Genomic DNA, 21978 nt, shown 5'->3' with positions numbered 1-21978 from the left:
CGGGGGAGTACACCGCATGGAATTCGAGCGACTGCATTACCGGATCACCCACCACCTGGCGATCGGACGGGAAACCGAAGCGATTGCCTTGCTGAAGGATAACCTCAACGAGCACCATCAGGTCCCTGCCTTCTGGATCCTCTATTCGTCATGCCATTTGAGCCTCAAGCAGTGGGCCGAAGCGGAGTCCGCTGCCAGAGCCGGGCTGAATCTGGATCCTGCCAACCCGGTGGCCGGGGAGTGCCTGGCCATCGCCCTGATGCGCCAGCATCGACGGGAGGAGGCGCTGCTGGCGATCCGGCAGGTAATCGAAACGGAACCGGAATACGGCAACGGGCACTACTGGCTGAGCATGATCACGCTCAGCGATATTCGGAGCAACGATGACAGGGTGCTGGCCCGCCAAGCCATCGAGCACGCGATTCGGCTGGAGCCGGGGAACCCCGATTACTACCAGGGCGCGGCAATTGCTGCCGAAGCCCAAGATGACAACCTGGCGGCTCTCGGATTCCTCCAATCCGGGCTGCAGATCGACCCCAATCACCAGGGGCTGTTGCGGGCGGCCGGAAGTATCGGCAATGGCGAAAAAATCGTCGGAGAACAAGGCGATGTGCTGCGTGGATTGATATCCATGGATCCGATGAACGAAGGCCTGCATCAGGACTACGCGGAAACCTTCGTTGCGAAGCAAACTGCCTACGCTAATCGGTTCTGGCTTTTCACTCCGGTGCTGGCAGTTGCCGCCGCCCTGGGGCAGCGGGCTGGTGGAACCGGGGCACTGCTGGCGATTGCCGCCATTGCCATCGTGGCCGGGCTCTTTGGATGGTGGAACAAGAAGGCGTACAGCAAGGCGGCCAGGTCGTTGCCCGCCGGCTACGCCAAGGACATTGATGCGCGCTTCCCCAAACTGCCCCGAGCTATTCGCTCCTACCGGATTGGTTGGCTCCTGAGCACGAGCGGAGCGGTCCTGGGCTGTTTCCTGCCGGTGGCTGGCATCATCGTGATGCTGCTCGGTGTGCTGGCAAGCCAGCTAGGAGCACTGTGGATCCTGCAAGAAAATGCTGGCCCGCCAAGAAAGGGCTCCGACCGCCACGAGCAACGCCGGTACCTGGTCCGGTGCAGCGGCTTGCACGCGGCTGGCTTCTGGAAGCGGGCGTGCCTGGCGCTCATCCAGCTAGTGCTCTTAGGGATTTGCTTGGCCAATGAAAGCAGGATCGCTGCCGTGCCAGCCGGATCGGTGGCCGCCGGACTGCTGGTACCCGGAGTCTCCTTGCTGGCAGCCCAAGTCCGCCTGGGGTTCAAGGAAAATGCCTTCGCCTACGGGCTGGCTGTCAGCTCCTCGGCCAAAAACCGGAACTGGGCCATGCTGCGCGGCAATATCGGCGGCCTGTATTTCATCGGAGTGCATCTGTTCGCCGGACTGCTTGCCGCAGCTGCTTCGCTGGGGCTGCTCATATCGGGAGTGGAGGGTTCGCTGGATTCGCCACCGGAGCCCCGTCATCCAAGCCAGGATAGCGTCCTCGACGAAGACTTGCTGAATCAGCTCAAGGATGTGGAAACTCCGGATTCCCAGCCCCGTGAATACTCGATCCCTTCGCTGCCGGACATGCCCGATATTCCGTCCCTCGGCGTCCCGAACCAGTGAGCAGGAACCTACGCGGAAAAGATCACAACGCCGTGGGCCTTTCTGTCTTGGCACGCGCCCGCTGAAGAAATAAGATGAATTGCTACCGATTCCCGTGAGCACTAGAACCCCAACCACGAGGTGGATAATCTGATGGCACAGATGAGCGAAGAGCTCATTGAGCAGTGGGCTGACGCAACTGCTGAAATCTACAATGAGTCCCTGACTGGCATTAATCTGAGCCGTCTGCCCGAGGCAGTGGCTCAGTACGTCGACCTATTCGCGCAGAGCGAGAACTTGACGTTCAATGGGGAGGCCACCCCCACCGATTACTTCGATAATCACCCATTCCTCGCGGTGACCGCAGTGCTCAACAGCCCAGAGGCGCTGGAAGCCCTGGATTCCGATGCGCAGGACGCGTTGGATGCGATGGTTGACTTCACCGAGGCCTGGTACAACTTCGACCTCGAGAATGAGCCGGAACTCGGTATCTCCGAGGCGGATGGCGACGACGAAGAAGACTGGTAAGCCTTCTGCCGCCCAGGGGCCGGCACCCAGCAGCGTACGCGCGCTGGGTGCCGGCCTTTGCTGCAGGCGGCCGGAAACCGGATTGCATGCCAACAGCCATGAAGCTATTCCATTTGGCCGCCGAGGGTGGCACTATGCGGATATGAGCCAGTTCAGCGTTTTCGAGAGCACCGTGGTCATTCACCTGCCGGTGCACCGTGTCTGGGAGCTGCTTACCGATTGGGCAGCAACACCCTTGTGGATCCATGGGATCGGCTCCATGCATTCGGACGACCCGCAGCTCAAGGTCGGCACCCAGCTGGTATACCGCGTTGCCGGCCATGAACGCGTGTATCGCGTCCATGACCTGATCGAGAACCGCTTGCTGATCCTGCACACCTCGGAGAACCCCGATGGGCTCTCCTACCGCTACGACCTGAAGGACGACGCGGGGCATACCGAGGTAGTGCTGCAGGTGGCAATCATCAACCCGGATCTGACGGTGGAGCAGTGCGAGGAGCTGGCGGCAAATATCCGCGAAAGCGAAGGGGACAAGCTGGACCAGCTGCGGCTGTACGCAGAGCAGGCCCCCTGAGCACCTGCGCGGCGCAAGACTATTTCGTCGCGCCGGGAGCAGGAGCCGAAGCATAGGCCGTCGAATTCTCCAGCTGGCCATTGAATAGCTGGTCCACGGTGACCGGGGTGTAGCCCTCGGCCTTCAGCTTCTCCACGAGATCCGGCAGTGCCTTGACTGAGCTCTCATGGATGTCATGCATCAAGATGATGGAGCCCGGATGGACTTCGTCCATGGCGATGCGCACCGTTTTCTCCGGATCGTGGTGCTTCCAATCCAGGGTGTCAACATCCCACAGCACCAACGGGTAGGGCACCAGCCGGTCATAGACGGCACCGTGATTCCCATAGGGCGGGCGGAAGACGGTGGGCTCGTGGCCGGAGGCCTTTTCTACCGCTTCGCTGGTCCATCCCAGCTCATGCTGGATCTGTTCCCTGGTCAGCGTCGTGAGATCCGCATGGTCCCAGGTATGGCTGCCCAGCTGGTGGCCTTCGGCGGCCATGCGCTTGACCGCGTCGGGGTATTTGGCAATGTTCTTCCCGACCATGAAGAAGGTGGCTGGCGCATCCGCGGCCTTCAGCTCGTCGAGCAGCCGCCCGGTGTACTGGCCAGGTCCGTCATCGAAGGTCAGCGCCACGCATCGAGCCACGGCGCAATCCACCTGCTCGCTTGCCGCGGAGCCCGTGGGCTGCGCATCGGGAGCAGGCGCTGGTGCAGGGGAACAGGAAACCAGGAATGCCGGGCCCAGCGCCAACAGGGCCAGCAGGGCCAGGCGCGCCATGTCGGGCAATCGAGAAGTCATCCTTCCACCTTCCCGTCATGCCCGGTCCGTGCCCGGGAACTACACGCGAAAATCTGCTGGGAGTTTGATCAGTGCCGGCCCAGCGCCAGCTGGTCGCAACCGGTCAACTGCGCTCGCCGTCCAGCTCCGCCGGAACGGGGTCCGAGAGCGGATGCGCTATTTCGTCGCGGGCAAATTTCCCGGCCCACCATGCGATGATTCCGAACAGCGGCGAGGCGAGGCCGGCAATGACGAATATCGCCTGCAAGCTGAGCACCTGGGTCAAAGGTCCCGCCGCCGCCATGGACAGCGGCATCAGCGCCAGCGAAACGAAGAAATCCAGGCTGGAGATTCGCCCGAGCAGGTGTCCGGGAACCCGGCGCTGGAGCAAGGTGCCCCAGATGACCATGCCCACGGCGTCGGTGATGCCGAAGGCCAGCAGGATCGCGAAGAGCATCCACGCGGCATCGACGTAGCCCACCAGGGCCAGGGGCAAGGTGCCCAGGCACCAGCAGGCGGTCATCAAGCTCAAGTAGCGCCGCGGGAATTTCGCGGACGCGACCAGCAGCGAGCCGATCGCCGAACCGAGGCCGAAGAAGGCCAGTGCGAAGCTGAACAGTTTCGCGTCCCCGTGCAGGTTGCCGCTGACGATGAAGGGCAGCAGCACCTCGAAGGGCCCGATGAAGGTGAACACCGAAATGACCGAGAACAGCAGCGTCCACAGCAGCCAGCGGGTGCGCACCGTGTAGCCGATGCCTTCGCGCAGCTGCCGGAACATCCCCGGCTGTCCCTGGCCGTCAACGGGGCCTGGCGCGTTGTACGCCTGGCGGTTGGGGATCCGGCGCAGCATCAGCAGCGCCGCGAGGTGGATTACGCAGATGCCGACGATGGCGTGCGCCGGCGAGAGTCCCGCCACCACGAATCCGGCGGCCATCGGGCCCAGGGCGGTGTGCACCACCGGCCGGGCTGTCCCTTCCAATCCGTTGGCGGCCAGCAGCTGCTCGGCGGGCAGCATCTTGGGCAGCAGTGCGGAGTAGGCGGGGTAGAAGAAGGCCGACCCGGCCCCGCCGCAGAAGCCGGCGAGCATCAGGTGCCACAGCTCCAGGGCACCGGCCATGGCCAGCACCGCGGTGATGCCCATGACTGCCAGCGATAGCGCCTCGACCAGCATCACGATCCGCCGGCAGGAATGGCGGTCCGCCATGATCCCGCCGAGCAGCACGAAGCAGAGCAGCCCGGCGGCACTGGCGGTGGCCACGGCAGAAAGCTGGATGGGCCCGCCGCCCAGCTGGCGCACCTGGTAGACCATTGCCACGGCCCACATGCCGGCGGCGAAGGTGGAGAGGACAAGTGCGCTGGCCAGCAGGGCGTAGTCGCGGTAGGCGAACGGCTTGATGAGGCGCAGTGCAGAGGTTTTGAGCGCGCTCATGGAAGCTCCTGCGGTAGTGCGTAGGAACTATCATCCATCCACTGATTGAGCTTTGTCAATCAGTGGATGGGAATTAAAGAACTCCGGGGACCACGCGATGGCGCGTGGTCCCCGGAGCTCGGCTTCGCGCTACTCGGCGTCGTGGTCGGTTTCCAGGATGGCCGCCAACTGCTCCAGGGCAGCTTCGGCTCCTTCGCCTTCGGCGCGCAGCACTACGGTGGTTCCGTATTCCGCGCCCAGGCCCATCAGCGAGAGGATGCTGGACGCGTCCAGCGCCTCGTCCACGGGCTCGCCCTGAAGGGCGATGGTGACCTCGACCGGCGCCTCGGCCGCGGCCTCGGCGAAGATGGCTGCCGGGCGGGCGTGCAGGCCGACGCGGCTGCCGATGATTGCTGTACGTTCTGCCATGATGGCTCCTTCAGGATCTCTTGAACGGTTGATTGCGGTAAATTCGGGGGCCTAGAGGCCAAATCGGTCCAGCTCGCCCAGCTGCGCGCGCACGGCAGTGCGTGCCGCCTCGGCCGACTCGGCGTCCAAGGCCAGCTGGGACAGGCGCTGCGCAGTGGGCAGGTCTACGGTGCGCAGCACCGCGGCAACCGGTGCCAACGCCCGCTTGTTCATGGACAGGGTGTCCACGCCCAGGCCCACCAGCACCACGGCCAGCGCCGGGTCGGCGGCCGCTTCGCCGCACACTCCGACGGGTTTGCCGCCGGCCGCCTGCGCACCGGCGGCGGTGGCGGCCACCAGGTGCAGCACTGCCGGCTGCCAGGGGTCGTTGAGCTCGGCCAGGGCACCGAGCTGGCGGTCCGCGGCCATGGTGTACTGGGTCAAGTCGTTGGTGCCGATGGAGACGAAATCGCAGCGCTGCAGGATCTGGCCTGCCAGCACCGCCGCCGAAGGGACCTCGATCATGGTCCCGGCGGTGGCCAGGCCAGCGGCCTTGGCCAGCTGCGCGAATTCCTGCGCTTCGGACGCAGTGGAAATCATCGGCGCCATCACCCAGATTTCGGCCTGGTGCTCGCCAGCGGCTTGCGCGATGGCCTGCAGCTGGCGTTCGAGCACGCCCGGGCTGGACAGGTCGGTGCGGTAGCCGCGCACGCCGAGGGCCGGATTCGGCTCGCTGGCATCGGTCAGGAAGGGCAGCGGCTTGTCCGCTCCCGCATCCAAGGTGCGCACCACGACCTTGCGGCCGGGGAAGGCGGCGAAGACCGCACCGTAGGCTGCCACCTGCTCGTCATGGGAGGGCTCCTTGTCCTTGCCCAGGAAGCAGAACTCGGTGCGCAGCAGGCCCACGCCCTCGGCGCCCGCCGCGGCGGCCAGCTGCGCGTCGTCGCCGCTGCCGACATTGGACAATAGCGGCACGCGGTGCCCGTCGCGCAGCTGCCCGGTGCCGGAGAACTCCGGCAGCGCCTCGCGGTTGGCGTAGGTGGCGGCCAGGTGCTCTTCGGCCTCGCCGGGACCGGTGATGACCAGCCCGTCGATGCCGTCCACGAAGACATGGTCCCCGTCGGCCAGCGCTGTGGTGCCGGCAGCGGCCACGATGGCCGGAAGGCCCAGCGAGCGCGCGATGATGGCGGTATGCGATTGCGGCCCGCCATCGGAGGTGACCAGCGCCAGGACCTTGGCCGGATCCAGCGTCGCGGTATCGGCCGGAGCCAGGTCCACCGCGGCGAGGATGAAGGGCTGGTCGGAGTCCGGGATGCCCGGGGCGGGCACGCCGCGCAGTTCGGCGACGATGCGCGAGCGCACATCGAGCACATCCCCGGCGCGTTCGGCCATGTAGCCGCCGAGCGCCGACAGCTGCGTGGCGACCGCGTCGGCGGCCTCCCAGATGGCCGATTCGGCGCAGGTGCCCGATGCCACCAGCTTGGTGGCCGACTTGAGCAGCGTGCGGTCGCTGGCCATCAGCGCGGTGGCCTTGAGCACGGCTTGGGCATCGCCGGTGGCCTGCGCCGCGCGTTCCTTGAGCTGCGCGGCGACCGCCTGCGTGGCCTCGGCCAGGCGCAGGGATTCGGCTTCCGCGCTGGAACCTGCTGGCAGGGGCGCGCCGTCGGCGGGCGGGAGGATGGGGTCGGGCATGCGGCGCACGGATCCGATGACCCGTCCGGCGCTGACGCCTACTCCGGTGAATTTCTGGCTCATGCTGCGGCCTTTGCCTCTTCAGCGGCCCGTGCGGGGGCCTTGCGGACATATTTCTTCAGGATGATCACCAGCGCCGCGGAAACCAGCGTGCCGATCACGGTGGCCACCAGGAACATCGGCCAGGTGCTGTCCATCGCGAAGAAGACGAAGATGCCGCCGTGCGGTGCCTGGGAGAGCACATCGAAGCTCATGATCAGCGAGCCGGTGACCCCGGCACCCACCATGGAGGCCGGGATGACGCGCAGCGGGTCGGCCGCGGCGAAGGGGATGGCGCCTTCGGAGATGAACGCGGCACCCAGCAGCCAGGCCGCCTTGCCGTTTTCGCGTTCCGCCCCGGTGAACAGCTTCGGGGACACCGCTGTGGCCAGGGCCATCGCCAGCGGCGGAACCATGCCGGCAGCCATCACGGCTGCCATGATCATCAGCGGGGCCGGGTTCTCGGCCACCGAACCGGCGCCCAAGCCGGCTACCGCGAAGGAATAAGCGACCTTGTTGATCGGCCCGCCCAAATCGATGGCCATCATCAGGCCCAGGACCAGGCCGAGGATCGCCGCCGCGGTGCCGGACATGCCCGCCAGCCAGCCGTTGAGGGCTTCGGTGAGCTGGGCAATCGGCCCGCCAAGGAACAGGAACATCAGGCCCGAAGCGATGATTGAACCGAGCAACGGAACAATGACCACTGGCATCAGCCCGCGCAGCCAGCGTGGCACGGTCCAGGAATTGATCCAGCGGCAGGCCAGGCCGGCGATAACGCCGCCGACGATGCCGCCAATGAACCCGGCTCCCATGAAGCCTGCCACGGCACCCGCGGTGAAGCCCGGGGCGATGCCCGGACGGTCGGCGTAGGCATAGGCGATGTAACCGCCCAGCGCCGGGACCAGGAAGCCCATGGACAGGCCACCGATCTTGAACGCCACCGCGCCGAGGTAGACCAGGAAGCCAGCTTCCGGCAGATTGAACAGCGTATTTTCGGTCAAGTACTGGTCTGCTGCATCAGTGATGGCGTAGCCGCCGAGCAGGAAGCCCAAGGCGATCAGCAGGCCGCCACCGGCGACGAACGGGATCATGTAGGAGACACCGGTGAGCAGCGCGCGCTTCAGGCCAGCGCCGAAGCCCTCGGAAGCAGAATCCGTGGAGCGCTCGCTTGCCGTTTCGTTGCCGGCTGGTACCTTGCGGGCCGCCGGATCCTTGGCCGCGGCCAAGGCATCCTTGAGCAGCTTTTCGGGTTCATCCACACCGCGCTTGACTGGAACCTGGATCACTGGCTTGCCGGCGAACCGCGATTGGTCGCGCACGTCGACGTCCACCGCAAAGATCACCGCGTCGGCCTGGGTGATCAATGCCGGATCCAACGGCTTGGACCCCGAGGACCCCTGGGTTTCCACAGCGAAGTCAATGCCGAGTTCTTCGGCGGCCTGTGCCAGGGAATCGGCGGCCATGTAGGTGTGGGCGATGCCGGTCGGGCAGGCGGTGACGGCCACGATCTTCGGCCGCGCCGTGGCAGCGGGTGCTGGTGCAGGTGGTGCAGGTGGTGCAGCTGGTGCGGCGGGGGCATCGGAGAGTACTTCGGAGACCAACGCGACGATTTCCTCGTTGCTCCTGGCTGCACGCAGGGCCGCGGTGAAGGGTTTCTTCACCAGTGCGCGGGCCAGCTTGGAGAGCAGCTTCAGGTGCTCCTTGTCGGCGCCTTCCGGGGCGGCAATGAAGAAGACCAGATCTGCCGGGCCGTCCTTGGCACCGAAGTCCACCGGGGTGCCCAGCCGGGCCATGGCCAGGGTGGGAACGGTGACCGCTGCTGAGCGGCAATGCGGAATCGCGATGCCGCCGGGCACGCCGGTGGCCGTCTTCGCCTCGCGGGCCAAGGCATGCTCGGCCAATTCGGCAGCGCTGGCGGCTCGCCCGGCCTGCGTGATCTGCTGGGCCAGGTACTTGATGACGTCGGTACTCGTGGAACCTAGATGCGCATCCAGGGTGACGAGCCGGGTTTCGATCAGATCGCTCATGGTCAGGATCCTTGCCTTGGGGTGAGTTCGATGACGCTGACCGCATCGATGCGGAGGTCGGTTGGGGTTGGGATGCCGGAGCCGGGCAGCGAGGCCGCCGCGGTTCCGTAGGCGATGGCCTGGCGCAGCTTGAACGCCGGCAAGTGGCCTGCCGTGTCTGCCAGCAGATAGCCGGCCAGCGAGGAATCGCCGGCACCTACCGTGCTGCGCGGGGTGATAGGCTGCGGCCAGCCGTGCCAGCAGCCCTCGGCAGTGGCCAGTACCGCGCCGTGCGCACCCAGGGTGGTGAGCACCGCGGCCCCGGGGCGGCGCAGCAGCTTGGAGCTGGCGCGAGCGGCCAGCCCGGGATCCGCTTCGAGCTGGGCTTCGCCCAGGTCCTCGCCCAGCAGCTCGGCAAGCTCTTCGGCGTTGGGCTTGACCAGATCCGGGATGTGGATCTCGTCGTGGGCGAAGAGCTGGCGCAGCGGCTCCCCAGAGGTGTCCACCGCAATCTTCGGGCACTTCGAGCCCAGCTGCTCGCGCAACGACGCGGTAAGCAGAGCGTAGTAGTTCGCCGGCACCCCGGGTGGCAGCGACCCTGCCATGACCAGCCAATCGGCGCCAGCGCAGGAATCGCGCACCAGCTCCGAGAGCTGCTCCAACGTGGCCGCGTCCAGCTCAGGACCGGCCTCGTTGATCTTGGTGGTCGATCCATCCGGCGAGGTCAGCGTCGTGTTGGTGCGCAGCGCAGCATTGATTTCCAGCGCCCGGTAGGGCAACTGGTCGGCGGCCAGGGCGGCGATGAGCGGATCGTTTCCGGCTCCGGGGAGTACAGCGAGGGTCCGCTGCCCGGCGGCGAGGATGGCCCGCGCAACATTCACGCCCTTGCCTGCGGCCTGCAGGTGGCTGCCAGCGGCCCGCTGCACCGCACCGGGCTGCAATGCGGCGACCAATTCGATGGTCTTGTCCAGCGCCGGGTTGACGGTCAGTGTGATAATCATGCGATCACCACCTCGACATCCGCCGCTTCCAGCGCAGCGGCAAGTTCAGTGCCGGGTTGCTGGTCGGTGACCAGGGTGTCGATGTCTTCGAGCCGGGCGAAGCAGACCAGGGTTTCCTGGTCGAATTTGGATCCGTCGGCCAGCAGCACCACGCGGCGGGCACTGGCGACCAGGGCGCGCTTGACGGCAGCTTCCAGCGGGTCCGGGGTGCTCAGGCCGAATCCTGCATGCAGCCCGTTGGTGCCGATGAAGGCGATGTCGGCCCGGTACTGGGAATACTCCTGCACGGTGCGGGCTCCGCTGGAGGCGCCGGTGATGCCGCGGACCCGCCCGCCGATCAGCTCCAAGGCGACATCCGGGCTGTGGACCAGCACCGAGGCAATGGGCAGGGCGTGGGTGATGACCACCAGTCCGGTGCCCGCGGTGCTCTTGAGCATGCGTTCGGCCAGGATTTCCGTGGTGGTTCCCGCGTCGATGATGACCGAGGCATCGGAGACCGGCAGCAGGCTCAGCGCGCGCTGGGCGATGCGGGCCTTGGACTCTGAATGGATGGCGGTGCGCACCACGTAGCTTTCCTCGCGGGTGCTGGCTTCGGTGATGGTGACCGCTCCGCCGTGGACGCGGCGCAGGTAGTTCTCGGATTCCAGCTGGGCCAGATCCCGCCGCACGGTTTCCCGGGTGATATCGAAGCGCTGCGCGAGCTGGGCGACGGTTACTTTCCCGTCAGCTTCCAGCTGCTCAACGATCAGCCGGTGTCGTTCTTCGGCGAACATTCTTGCCTCCGCAATTCCTCATGACCTGCAACACATTGATCTGTGTTTCCATGACTTTATGCCCGATTATGTGGCATCGTCAAGTGAAAATCTGGGGAATCTTTGGCCTTAGTTGGTTTTGAGTGGGTTTGCTAGGGGTTATGCAGAATCAACGCTGGGAGATATGCGTAACCAAGGCAGCGTGCGACTCGATTCTTTCCTCCGGAAATCGCTAACTGTGCGGCCTCAGTTGACTGGAAACCCAGCTAATGAGCAAGACGTCTGTACGGCCAGGAACCAGGGCGGGCAGTTCATGAATTCGACAGGAATCATAGGTTGCCGGGCGAATGAGTTGCGTCAGGATGACGTGCCTGGATCAAGCCATGCCACTCTCCGCGCTTGAATGCGTTCGGTCGAGTTGGCTGAAATGCAACGGTCCTTTGTGCATTCCTTTTCTCTTCGGATGTTCCTCTGCCAAGGTATAACTTCGACCGGAACAGCGTGGAGGCGATCTGAGGTCAGCTCTGATATTTGCACTAGTGGGCGTCTGCTAAAGTCTTTCCGTTGGATTGGCATTTGGCGATGGATTCGTTAGTGCGTTCTCGCATGCTTCCTAGTTGCATTGGGGTCGAATTTACTTTGACGGTGAAAACCATGGGGCCCACCGGCAATCCCGGATCGGCGTCACTGCCATAGATGCCAGAGGCCCGCAGCTCGAGGTCGTATTCGCGAACTTCACCGGAGAGTTCGATTGTTATCTAGTTCGAGCGTTACTGCCGAACCAAGTTCGTGATCACCGGAGTAGCATCGGGGAAGTATCGCGTCGAGGGCTGTATCGAATTCGGCCCGTCCTACCAGAGCACCGAATAGCTCGTGATGAATCCAGTGGTCATCGCAGCGGAATCGAATGACGAGGAAGCCCTGGACTTGGCGATCGGCGGCCTTAGCCTTGATTGATCCGCGAGGGGATCCGAAGAGACTGGTTATGGAGTCCTTGAAAAGCCTCTCGCGACTAATGGGGCCCGCATGATCCAACGAAATTAGTTGCGGCACATGGTTGGGAGATTCTAGGACTAGTGAGTTCTCAAGGATTCTCGTTCTCGGCTGGGGAGCGGTGCCCGGCGAGACTTCTAGCAACCATTGAGTTGAAAGATGTCTCTGGATGGGTGTCGAATTCTTTTGTCATTGACGAACTTGATTGGTGATTAGTGAGCACTCTCAGTCAGAATCAGCGCAGCTCGATAGCCATCTGACTCGAGACAAGACATGGCTTCTAGTTGCTGGAAAGCTATCGGTAGGCAGGTAGCATCCACCCAGCTCTCCCCGCTACTAACATCGACCCAAGGGTCCTCGATGAGAATGACGGGACGTTCCGTGGAACCAGCCGTTCCATGGCAGAGTAGCCAGTGCGGAACATCGTAGCCGAGCATCTGCTGCAATGACACCAGCAACAAGACGCGGGCACCCTGACTTAATACTTTGTGAATCTGTGAGATTTCCATACGCATAGAGGTCACCGGCAACCCGGTAGCTTCTGCACGGCGGCGCGAGTCAGCCTGCAAGATGCCCCGCCAGCCACGTTCAACCTCGGGATAATAGTCGACGATTACTGGCTTATCGGTATCCAAAGACACCTGAACTGAGCTTGCTGGCCAGCGCTCAGCGATGGCCAGCCCGAGCCCCACGGGTTCGCAAGCCATGAAATTAGTCGCTTGACGCCACAGTAACAACTCGGCGGTACGCAGGCGATCCATCGTTGCAATGCTCATCGTTTCCCCGTGCGCGGCCAGCGCGGAAACCGCCGCGCAGGTGAAGTTCTCGCTTTGCTGGTAGTGCGAGGTACGCAGATATCGGGCTGGATGTGACCAGTGCACATAGCCGAATTTTGGAATCGATACCGACGCATCTGTGGTGAAGCGTGGAGTAGGCAACGACTGGAAACCCATTTGTTCAGCCAGGTCTGCGAGCCACGGTTCTTCCGACCAGCTTTCCCATTTCACGCAGGCCAGATCTTTTTCCCTGGCGTAGTCCAGCACCGCACGGACGAGCTCTTCATATGCAGCTGTGTCGCGGGCAAGAACCCCAGAGATCTTCACGTATGCAGTCGCCGAACGGGCGGTAAGCAATGCGGCACCGAGTATGGTGGCATCTGATGACTGTATCGTGAGCAGCCGAGCGTTGACCGTTGCCATGAGACTTTCCCACGGACCTGATATGCAACCCAGATGCCGTAGTTGCGCCGGGTGCTGCTCGGGGTCAAAGGCCTGGATTCTCGTTTGCCGGGCAGAGCGTTTCGCCATGATTCCTTACTATTAGGTGGGGTGGAGGCGGCGTCGGTTAGGATCCTCGCTTAACACCTAGCCGCGTGATCGGTACAAAAGCCAAATGAAGTACGGGGAGCCGAGTAACGACACGATCAGACCGGCGGGAATCTGTGCCGGCGCGATTGCGGTACGGCCCAAGGTATCGGCCAGGCAAACTAGCAAGGCTCCGAAAACCATGGACACCGGGATCGCCCGGTGATGGCGGGAACCCACCAACGACCGCGCCAGATGCGGGGCGATGAGTCCGACAAAGCCAACCACACCTACGGCCACGACGCTGAGTGCCGCAAGCAGCGCGGCAATGGACAATGAGACTAATCGGATGCGAACGGTCTTGACGCCCAGCACCCGGGGCAGGTCTTCGTCGATGGCTAGCAGGTCCAGTTTGCGTCCCATGAGCAGTACGACCGGAAGAGCTAATGCCAACACCGTCAGAACAGGTAACACGTCTGCGAACTGACGTCCATAAGTTGAGCCAGACAGCCAGGTGTAGATGCGCGGAGTTTCCCACGAATTAATGCTCAGCAGCAGGTAGGTGGTGACCGCAGAGAGCGTGTAGCCTGCACCGATGCCGATTAGCACAAAACGTTCAGGGGAGAATCCTCGACGCCAGGCTAGGGCGGTGATGGCAGCGAAGGTCGCGAGCCCGGCAATCACCGCAAAAATCACCAGTAGCGAGCGGGAACCGCCAAAGGCGGTGACCACTACAGCCGCGCCCAGCCCTGCCCCCGCAGTAATACCCAGGATTCCGGGCTCGGCCAATGGGTTGCGCACGGCGCCCTGCACCAAACAACCAGCCAGTCCCAAGGCGGCTCCGGCACCCAGCGCCGCGCTGGTCCGTGGTGCACGTTCGGAGAAGGCGCGGGCAATGAGCTTGGGCGCATCATCCTGGAACCACAAGGCGAGATCTCCCAGCTTGAGTAACATGCTCCCGGCCAAAAGGCCTAGAATCACCGCTCCCAACAGCAAACTGAATCCCAGCGTCATGGTGAGAACGAATCGGCGGTTGCTGCGCAATTTGCTTGCTACCTGTAACGGGTTGCGGGAGCTGGAAGCTTCGGGCAGTCGCATTGCCAAGATGATGATCAGCACCCCGCCCAGGATCGCGGTGGGAACTCCAGTAGGAATGGAAGCCGCACCTTGCGCACCGAGCGAGGCACGAAGCGAAACATCGGCCAGCAGGATCAGTAGCGCACCAATCAGGCCGGTGGCGGGGAGCAAGAACAGTTGACGGCGCAAGACTACCAGGCGGCGCGACAGCAGTCGGGCGAGCACGGGGGCGCCAAGCCCTACAAAAGCAATCGGGCCGGACAGCGAAACGGAAACGCCGGTGAGCAGCACAGCACACAGGACGGCGAGAGTGCGGGTTGAGCGCACCGGGATGCCGAGCACCGCAGCGTTTTCATCACCCAAGGACAGGACATCCAGTCGGCGAGAGAGCAAGAGGCAGATGGCCAGCACCACCAAGATCACTGGCAGACTGCGCAAGAATGCATCGAGATTTAATTGGGCCAGCGACCCTGAACCCCAGGCATACAGTCCAGTCGTATTTTCCTTGAACAGCAGCAAGATGATTCCGCTGCCTGCTTCCAACGCCATGGCGATGGCAGAGCCAGCGAGGATCAACCGGGTGGTGGCGGTTCCCGCGCTGCGCCCAGAGATAGCCAATACGATCCCGGCGGCGAGCAGCCCGCCAGCGAATGCGAGAGTGCTGGAAGCCAGCGTGGACATGCTTATTCCCAAGGCAGCAGCCACGCTCAACGCGAAGAATGCACCAGAGGTGACAGCCAATGTGTCCGGCGAGGCCAGCGGGTTGCGGGTGACGGATTGGAGCAATGAACCTGCCACCCCCAAAGCCAGACCAACGGCGGCACCCGCACAGAGGCGCGGTAGCCGGGAGCCGGTGAAGATCTCGGCGGCTCCTACCCCTCCGATACGGGTGTCATCTCCGGTGAGTGCGCGTAGCAGTTCACCCAAACCAATACCGGAGGTCCCCTGGGTGAGGTGCCAAGCACCCACCAGCAGTACCGCTGCCGCTAAGGCGGCGAGCAGACCTAGGCCAGTGGCGAGACGGGTACCGGTGACTGGCGCGGGGGAATAACCAGGGCCGGTCATTCGGATGCCGACCCTGCTGTCCACGATGTGTCGCTCTGCTGATTTTTCAGCGGTTTTCATTTCAGTTGTACGCTACTTGGCTTCCGAGGCGGAGGTCAGTGCATCGGTGAAGGCATCTACCGCTTGACTGGTGGATTTCGGCCCGCCGGCACCCCAGATGTTTGGGAACTGGAAGGTCCGGCCATCCTTGACTGCGGTCAAGTTGTTCCAGATCTCGCTGGATTCCAGCTCGGTGGTCCACCCGGTGCCTGCGTCGTTGGAGTAGAACAGGTTGACGTCGCCAACGCCCGCTAGGCCTTCTATGTCCGTCTGGGCCAGTCCGTATTCTTTGTTCACGCCGCCGGATCCGAAGGACTTGTTGATGTCATCGTTCCAAGCTGGGCTCAGGCCCAGTTCCTTGCCAAGCTCTGTGAACAGAGCCCCGTCAGTGTATGGACGAATCGTCAGGTTGGAGCCGTCAACCCAACCGTCGAAGAAGAGGAAGTCGGTGGTTTCCAACTTCACCTCGGAGACTTCCTGTTTTTTCTGCGCCAAGTGGGCGTCGAATTCGTTGAGCACTAACGCAGCACGCTCGGTGCGGCCGGTGGCTTCGGCGACCTGTGAGAAGACTTTTTTCATGTTGCCGATGGGATCCGCAGAATCGTTGCCCTTGACCGCCAATACGGGAACGTCGCCCTTATCAAGCTGCGACAGCACGGGGTCTTCTTCACTAAAAGCGTCCACGATGATTAAGTCGGGGTCCAGCGCGTAGATCGAATCCAGATCTGGCTCGCCACGTTCACCCACCGAAGCAACACCCTCAGGCAGCTCCTCTGCAGTGACGTAGGTGCTATATCCATCTGGGGAAGCGACGCCCACCGGAGTGACGCACAAGGTTAGTACATCTTCAATTTCCTGCCATTCGAGCACCACCACGCGCTCGGCTGGTTTATCCAATTCAAGTGTGCGGCCCAGATCATCGGTCATAGATACCGGATCTGTGCTAGTGGCGGTGGTGTCATTCGCGCAACTTGCGGATGCGGCAGCGGGGCTCCGTTCGGCACCAGCGCTGCTAATGTCCGTGGTACCGCAAGCGGTGGCTGAGAACAACAGTGCTAGAGCGGCCGCTGAAGTGACTGCATTTCGAGCGAGTGTAGGCATAGGTTTTCCCTTGTAATTATATGTTTCGGTGGTAGAAAGAAAGTGGTTAGCTCATCCGGTGGCGGCTAACCGGTTCGATGCGCAACAATCCATTCTGCTTATCAGAGAGGACCTGCACAGGGATCTCATAGACCTCCGAGAGGTTATCTGCGGTGAGGACCTCAGCGGGGGTTCCTGAGACGTATACCCGGCCGTGTTTCATCAGCACCAGCCGATCAGCCAACGCGGCGGCTTGATTCAGGTCATGCAGGACGATGCCGATGGCTAGGCGATCTTGACGGGCTAGATCATGGACCAGATCTAGGGTCTCGACCTGATATCTCAAGTCGAGGTGATTGGTCGGCTCGTCGAGAAGCACCACATTGGTTTGCTGTGCCAAGCACACGGCCAACCAGACACGTTGAAGTTCTCCACCGGATAGTTCCCCAGCTGCCTTCCGGGACATCGAGGTAGTGCCAGTCAGTTCCATGGCCGAGGCAATCGCCGCATGATCCGCATCGGATAGCCCCGAGAAACCGCGCCGATATGGATGGCGACCGAAGGCGACGATATCTGCCACGGCTAACCCTTCCGGGGTGGCGTGGGACTGCGCGAAGAGCGTAACTTCGTGGGCGAATGTTCGTCCATTCAGCGTGCTAATTTCGCGGGCCTCTCCGTGAGAATTGGAGAGCGTGATCACCCCCGCGGCGCGCTCATGCAACCTTGCCATGGAACGGAGAAGTGTGGATTTCCCGCTGCCATTGGGTCCAATGAGTGCGGTGACTTCACCCGGGGATAAACGGATGGAAGCACCGTCCACTACAGTGCTTTTGCCGTAGCGCAGCACTACCTCGTGGGCGAGCATCGTTCCGGCTGCGGCGGATGCTGCTCCGGACGCCACGTCTAGCATGCGTAAGGAACGGATTGAATACGTCCGATTTGAATAGGTATTTTCACTTAGGTAAGTCTAAGTTAACTAATCGATGTCAGCAATCGATGATTTCTGACAGTGCATCCGGCTTTTCGGTCACCTATTCACATTTGCTAAGGCGAATGTGCCAGGTGTGGAGCCCATGGTGCGTCGAAAAGCGTCGATAAAAGTACTCGGCTGCGCGTAGCCCAGCATTTCAGAGATGTCTTGGACGCCTTCACCGTTGGTGAGCAGCTCCAGGGCGCGATGAATTTTCACCGCTTGACGCCACTGGGCAAAGGATAAGCCGGTTGCTTCGCGGAAGACTCGCGTGATGGTTCGTGAGCTGATTCCAGCATCTACCGCCCATCGCTCGAGAGATCGGTTATCCGCAGGGTTGGCTAGTAAACGGTTGGCAATGCCATGGATACGAGGGTCATCGGGCAAGCGCAGCGCTAGCTGATGAGCTGATGGTTTGAGTACGTCGAAAACTACAGCCTCCGCACGCGCTCTGGCTTCTTGGCTCAGTTCCCGACTGGATAAATGGACCAGCAACGACTTAAGCAACGGTTTCATGTCGATCACTGTAGGGGTACTGAATGGGGTGGTGGTTCGTTCAGGGGAAAAGAACGCGCTGAAAAGTTCTACATGTGCGGTCAGGCGTCCACCGTGCAGCGCTCCGGACGGAATCCACAGACCATGACCCTCGGAGACCGTAAAAATCTGTCCTTCGATTTGAGCGGTGAGTGTCCCATCTTGGGTCCATAAGAGCTCATGGGCCAGGTGCGAATGAGGCTCCCACTCCGTAGAGACATCAATGGTGTGCGTTTCGCTCAGAATCACAAATGATGAGGTCGCATCGCTAGGCAAGGCAGTTGCTTGCACTAGAGCAGTACCTGGTTCACGGGACCAAGTACCAAGCCCGATGGTCGAGGTAGGAGGGGAAGTCATATTTGCAGTATAGAAAGTATTCGGCATGACATAGCAGGTTTCATGTTAGATCTACCGAACCCCTTGAAGAACGGTTCAATAATCGCGTGCCAAAATTCTACGGATCGGCTACTAAACCAAATACATTTCACCCCCAACTGGTTCAATCAGGAATCTAGGCTGCGTTCGGTTACCCACAGAAGGCTATTCCAGTGTGTAGTACTCAAGCATGTCATCACGTTTTTCCAGTCTGAATCCTCGACTGGTGAGCAGTCGGGTTGAAGCAGTGTTAGCCGGAGCTACGCGGGCACTGAATTTCGTAATTCCGTATATCTTGGGAATTGAAATCAGGGTGCTATCGAGCACGGCTCCACCAACTCCTCGCCCCCATTGATCTGGAGATACCCAGTAACCGACCTCCACGCAACTTTCCTGCCGGGTGCAAAACACGAGGCCCACTGCTGCATTTGCTTCAGTAGCTAGGAACCATCGAGAGCCCCCCACAGTGTCGAGTGGTTCATGTTGGAGGGATTGCTTAACGCAGGCGTTGATGGTTTGCCGGTCCCATGGCTCCCCATACCCAATAAAACGAGCTACACGTTCATCCGAGGCCATGCTGGCAAAGAATTCGGTGTCTGCGCTGCGAAATGGACGCAGGGTAATTGATTGTGAGCGCGACATCCAAAGCCTTTCGATGTCGTAAATTTAAAAAACTCTTAAATGCATTAAACAGTACTAGACCTACCTATGGCGCTCTTATTTCAAATAGAGGTCAATGAGCGCTCAGAATCCCGCGCCGACCGCGCCGAGCGTCCCATAGCGGAAACCGAAGAACACGGCCCAGTGAAACGGTCCACAACGAGAACCTGCGCAAAGAACTGTTGAAGGTGAAACGGGAGAACGGCTTCATAAAAGTTGTCGGCGCCTATCGCGCCTCGAACAGTTAGGAGTAAGCGCGGTCTCAGACTTCATCGAAGCCCACATAGGCGAGTATCCAGTGAACTGGATGGGCAGGAAACCCAGAATTCCAGGGGCAGTCACTACCGATGTCTGAACGCCTGCCAAGAGCTGAGCGAAGCCTAAGTCCTGCGAGCACACCGCACGAAACTGCTCCAGGACGAGTGTGAGGCGTCCAACCAGGTCGCCGGTGGCGGACAATTAGTGGATTTGATCCGCAAAAACCATGAGGAAGACATCTCGACATCCACGGTGATGTCGCTCATGAAAGAGCTGAGAATCCGGGCCAGGCGGATGAGCGCCTTCAAAACCACGACCGTGCGTGAGCGCCAATCCCGGACGGTGCGTATAGAAAACCATAGGGTCGACAATCTCGGCATGCGTGACTTCCGCTCCTCGCGGCTTGCGGCGAAACTGTTAGGCGATATTGCCTGCCTGCGCGCCGGTGAAGGCTGGTTGTATTTGGCGACGGTGATCGATTTGAATTCGCGACAGATCGTGGGCTGGTCAATGGGTAAGAACATGTAAACGTAGTTGGCCATTGACGCGAGGGGGCTTGCTGCGTCGCAGGCGTTCATCCAGTTTGGTAGTGTGTTCCATTCAGACCGAGGCCCCAATGTACCTCGGCGCGTTCCAGAGGTGGTGTGCTGCGCACAGGGTGCGGTAGTCGACGGGACGCGCCGGGGTGTCCCTGGGATAACTCCGTCGCCGAGTCAGCCTTCTGGACGATCAAGAAGGAAATGTTCCACCACAGGTTCTTCAGCAGCAGGGTGGCTGCGTGTGCCGCAGTGAAGAAGTGCATCGCGGTTTGGTACAACAGGAAGCGCCCGTATACGGCAAATGGCGGAGTTAGCCCCCAGGCGGTTCTGGACTCGTATCAGGAAAGGGATCCTCTAGCTTTGACGGCTTGAGGAAATGTACAAAAAGATCAAAGTTCGTGTCCCAAAAACTTGACCAGCTCACAGTAAGGGGTGAGCAAGGCCAGGGAGAGAGCGCCGGCGACCTGTTGGAGCGGCGTGAAGCCGGCACGCCCGAGGATTTCGGTGTCGATATGACGGGCACCGAGGAGGGATAGCTGCGCGAAACCTGCAAAGCCCACGAGAAGCAGGGCGATCGCGAGGATCCCGCGCGGGATCCTGCGCTTTTCGCCCGCGTAGACGCGGTGGTATTCGGCGGCGGGCGGAACGCGGGAAGCGGATATCGGTTCGTCGATTTGGAGGAGCCAGTTTGAGGCGGCGTTCGGCATAGTTGTTTTCCTTTCGCGGGCTTAGCTGGCGAGTTCGTCGATCCAGCTCGATCGCATCCGCAAGGCTCGTTCCGTGCTGCCAAGGACGGCCGCGAATCCGATGAAAAGGTTGCCCTGGAGCGGGAGTTGCACAGGAGAAGTGAAGGTGCCTATCGAATCGGCGATGGGAGGAATCTGGGATATCGATTCAAGGATCTGAGGCACCGTGATGCACAGGCCGGCGAGGACCAGCGCGGTCGAGACGATGCCGATGAATCGGCTCAGGCCCGGATGCCTGTGATGCAGTCTGGCACGGCACCCTTCCGCGGATGCGGGATCTGGGGCCAGCTGCAGTTCGCTGCCGCCTGCAGGCATATAGTGGCAGCGCTTGAGTCCGAAGCCGTTGGCAGCGACTTCGATGTGGCCGCCTGGGACTGGGAAGCGCGCGGGCATCTTCGAGTACGAGTGCAACGATCCATTCACATAGAGGCGGGCCCTGATCACGCCATCAGCCATGTCGCCGCCGTGGCGGACATCAACCGTGTAGGTGGATGCTGTCCCATCGGGAGAGGGTAGGGCGATGGTGCGCAAGGACCTGCTGAATATCTGCCACCAGCGCAAGCGCTTCACCGGCTCGCCGGATCCGGCACGCACGCGATGGTTCAACCACCTTTTGAACTTCATTTTCCGTCCTCGCTTCCAGACTAGTACGCCGTAATAGTCAATAATGGGATAGACTAGCACACTGTAATAGTTTTGTAACGAGAGGACGCCATGGGCAGCCAGCCTGATGCATCGAGAGAAGTGGGCACGCGTGAGAAGATCCTGATCGCTGCGGCGACGATGCTCGGTGAGGATCCAACCGCGCGCTTGAGTGTTCGGGCGGTCGCCGCTCGCGCTGAAGTGAGTACGGGTTCACTGCGGCATTTCTTCCCTACGCAGCGTGCCCTCGTCGACACTGTCGTCGCCGGAATCTACGACGTCGACATTCCCGACGATCCGATCAACGATCGGGCTCTCATGCCGGCCGAGCGCCTGACCGCATGTTTGCGGCTGCTCCTCGCGCAGTTCGGTGCCGGCGATCGCGCCCGGGAGCAATGGGGATTCTTGTATGACGCGTACGTAGCCTCCGCACCGTCCGAAGATGAGACGAGAACCTACCTCGCGCTCGAGCGGATGGGGCGTCATCGCGTGGAGCGGTGGTTGGGTGCGCTTATTGAGGAAGACGCAATTCCCGCCGGCCAGATTGAGCAGCGGGCACGATTCCTCGCGACCGTAATCAGCGGCCTCATGACGGAGCGTGCTCTGCCCTCCGAAGCGGTACGGGTTGAAGCTGAAGCGGAAACGCTCCGTCTTGCCGTACACGCAGTGACGACCGCATGGAATGCGGCTTAAGCGGCTCCAGTGCGGGAATACTTAATCGTCAGCAAGCGGAGCTTCCGGCGTGAAGGCGCATGCCTCCGGCCAGGTTCTGGCAAGTGTCGGAGCTTGGCAGGGCCAGGACTGCCGACTTTGATTGCAGGCTGTTGAGCGTTGGAATACGGCCGTGTATCAGCCGCGCCGCGCCAGGCACGCCGCCACGACGCTTTGCGGGAGCCTCGATCAC

At 61.7% G+C, this 21978-nt stretch carries 19 protein-coding genes and 1 pseudogene; 5 read left to right on the top strand and 15 right to left on the bottom strand.

Annotated elements, in window-relative coordinates; genetic code table 11:
• The first annotated feature begins 16 nt into the window (after positions 1-16).
• The 3 genes from AAZQ98_RS12370 to AAZQ98_RS12360 all read left to right on the top strand — a co-directional run bounded on the left by AAZQ98_RS12370 (position 17) and on the right by AAZQ98_RS12360 (position 2726).
• On the top strand, positions 17-1645 hold the full coding sequence (locus AAZQ98_RS12370) for a hypothetical protein (protein WP_434692666.1): 1629 nt from the start codon (positions 17-19) through the stop codon (positions 1643-1645).
• Positions 1646-1777: 132 nt separating this feature from the next.
• Positions 1778-2152, top strand: coding sequence for a hypothetical protein (locus tag AAZQ98_RS12365; RefSeq protein ID WP_105657927.1), 375 nt, complete (start codon positions 1778-1780; stop codon positions 2150-2152).
• Between the two features lie 142 nt (positions 2153-2294).
• The gene (locus tag AAZQ98_RS12360) at positions 2295-2726 is read left to right on the top strand and encodes an SRPBCC family protein (RefSeq protein ID WP_166650869.1); all 432 of its coding nucleotides are present in this window, start codon (positions 2295-2297) and stop codon (positions 2724-2726) included.
• Positions 2727-2745: 19 nt separating this feature from the next.
• Here the strand turns inward: AAZQ98_RS12360 and AAZQ98_RS12355 are convergent, their stop codons facing one another.
• The 13 genes from AAZQ98_RS12355 to AAZQ98_RS12295 all read right to left on the bottom strand — a co-directional run bounded on the left by AAZQ98_RS12355 (position 2746) and on the right by AAZQ98_RS12295 (position 18871).
• Positions 2746-3507: a polysaccharide deacetylase family protein gene (locus AAZQ98_RS12355; RefSeq protein WP_332488359.1), complete on the bottom strand. Its 762-nt coding sequence runs from the start codon at positions 3505-3507 to the stop codon at positions 2746-2748.
• A 103-nt stretch (positions 3508-3610) separates the two neighbouring features.
• Entirely contained in the window at positions 3611-4915 is a 1305-nt protein-coding gene (locus tag AAZQ98_RS12350; protein ID WP_105657930.1) for an MFS transporter, read from the bottom strand.
• A gap of 129 nt (positions 4916-5044) precedes the next feature.
• Entirely contained in the window at positions 5045-5323 is a 279-nt protein-coding gene (locus tag AAZQ98_RS12345; protein WP_105657931.1) for an HPr family phosphocarrier protein, read from the bottom strand.
• 51 nt (positions 5324-5374) lie between these two features.
• A complete protein-coding gene (gene ptsP, locus AAZQ98_RS12340) occupies positions 5375-7057 on the bottom strand; it encodes a phosphoenolpyruvate--protein phosphotransferase (protein WP_402473721.1) in 1683 nt (560 codons plus the stop codon).
• Positions 7054-9060 carry a PTS fructose transporter subunit IIABC gene (locus tag AAZQ98_RS12335; protein WP_434692664.1) on the bottom strand — a complete coding sequence of 669 codons (2007 nt, stop codon included), beginning with the start codon at positions 9058-9060 and terminating at the stop codon, positions 7054-7056. Before AAZQ98_RS12335 ends, ptsP begins: the two co-directional genes overlap by 4 nt.
• A gap of 2 nt (positions 9061-9062) precedes the next feature.
• The gene (locus AAZQ98_RS12330; protein WP_105662631.1) at positions 9063-10040 is read right to left on the bottom strand and encodes a 1-phosphofructokinase family hexose kinase; all 978 of its coding nucleotides are present in this window, start codon (positions 10038-10040) and stop codon (positions 9063-9065) included.
• Complete coding sequence (locus AAZQ98_RS12325; RefSeq protein ID WP_105662630.1) at positions 10037-10813, bottom strand: DeoR/GlpR family DNA-binding transcription regulator; 777 nt, start codon at positions 10811-10813, stop codon at positions 10037-10039. Before AAZQ98_RS12325 ends, AAZQ98_RS12330 begins: the two co-directional genes overlap by 4 nt.
• A gap of 1184 nt (positions 10814-11997) precedes the next feature.
• Positions 11998-12984 carry a peptidase C39 family protein gene (locus AAZQ98_RS12320; RefSeq protein WP_332488351.1) on the bottom strand — a complete coding sequence of 329 codons (987 nt, stop codon included), beginning with the start codon at positions 12982-12984 and terminating at the stop codon, positions 11998-12000.
• A gap of 165 nt (positions 12985-13149) precedes the next feature.
• Positions 13150-15231: an iron ABC transporter permease gene (locus AAZQ98_RS12315; protein WP_332498887.1), complete on the bottom strand. Its 2082-nt coding sequence runs from the start codon at positions 15229-15231 to the stop codon at positions 13150-13152.
• A 72-nt stretch (positions 15232-15303) separates the two neighbouring features.
• Complete coding sequence (locus tag AAZQ98_RS12310) at positions 15304-16197, bottom strand: ABC transporter substrate-binding protein (protein WP_332488347.1); 894 nt, start codon at positions 16195-16197, stop codon at positions 15304-15306.
• 220 nt (positions 16198-16417) lie between these two features.
• Entirely contained in the window at positions 16418-17260 is an 843-nt protein-coding gene (locus tag AAZQ98_RS12305) for an ABC transporter ATP-binding protein (RefSeq protein WP_105657938.1), read from the bottom strand.
• Between the two features lie 117 nt (positions 17261-17377).
• The gene (locus AAZQ98_RS12300; RefSeq protein ID WP_434692659.1) at positions 17378-18211 is read right to left on the bottom strand and encodes an AraC family transcriptional regulator; all 834 of its coding nucleotides are present in this window, start codon (positions 18209-18211) and stop codon (positions 17378-17380) included.
• Between the two features lie 183 nt (positions 18212-18394).
• A complete protein-coding gene (locus AAZQ98_RS12295) occupies positions 18395-18871 on the bottom strand; it encodes a GNAT family N-acetyltransferase (protein WP_105657939.1) in 477 nt (158 codons plus the stop codon).
• 111 nt (positions 18872-18982) lie between these two features.
• Between AAZQ98_RS12295 and AAZQ98_RS12290 the strand changes: the two are divergent.
• Positions 18983-20058: pseudogene (locus tag AAZQ98_RS12290) on the top strand (IS3 family transposase); the annotation flags it as partial.
• Between the two features lie 17 nt (positions 20059-20075).
• On the opposite strand, the gene AAZQ98_RS12285 reads toward AAZQ98_RS12290, so the two are convergent.
• Together AAZQ98_RS12285 and AAZQ98_RS12280 are read right to left on the bottom strand one after the other, a co-directional pair.
• On the bottom strand, positions 20076-20393 hold the full coding sequence (locus AAZQ98_RS12285) for a hypothetical protein (RefSeq protein ID WP_434692657.1): 318 nt from the start codon (positions 20391-20393) through the stop codon (positions 20076-20078).
• Positions 20394-20414: 21 nt separating this feature from the next.
• Positions 20415-21056, bottom strand: a complete 642-nt coding sequence (locus tag AAZQ98_RS12280) for a hypothetical protein (protein WP_434692655.1) — start codon at positions 21054-21056, stop codon at positions 20415-20417.
• Between the two features lie 90 nt (positions 21057-21146).
• Here AAZQ98_RS12280 and AAZQ98_RS12275 point away from each other — a divergent pair, with 90 nt between their 5' ends.
• Entirely contained in the window at positions 21147-21767 is a 621-nt protein-coding gene (locus AAZQ98_RS12275; protein ID WP_105657943.1) for a helix-turn-helix domain-containing protein, read from the top strand.
• Positions 21768-21978: the final 211 nt, after the last annotated feature.

Source organism: Glutamicibacter sp. Je.9.36 (assembly GCF_051129975.1).
In the GTDB taxonomy this organism is placed as follows: domain Bacteria; phylum Actinomycetota; class Actinomycetes; order Actinomycetales; family Micrococcaceae; genus Glutamicibacter.
This window is presented reverse-complemented; position numbering and strand designations above follow the sequence as displayed.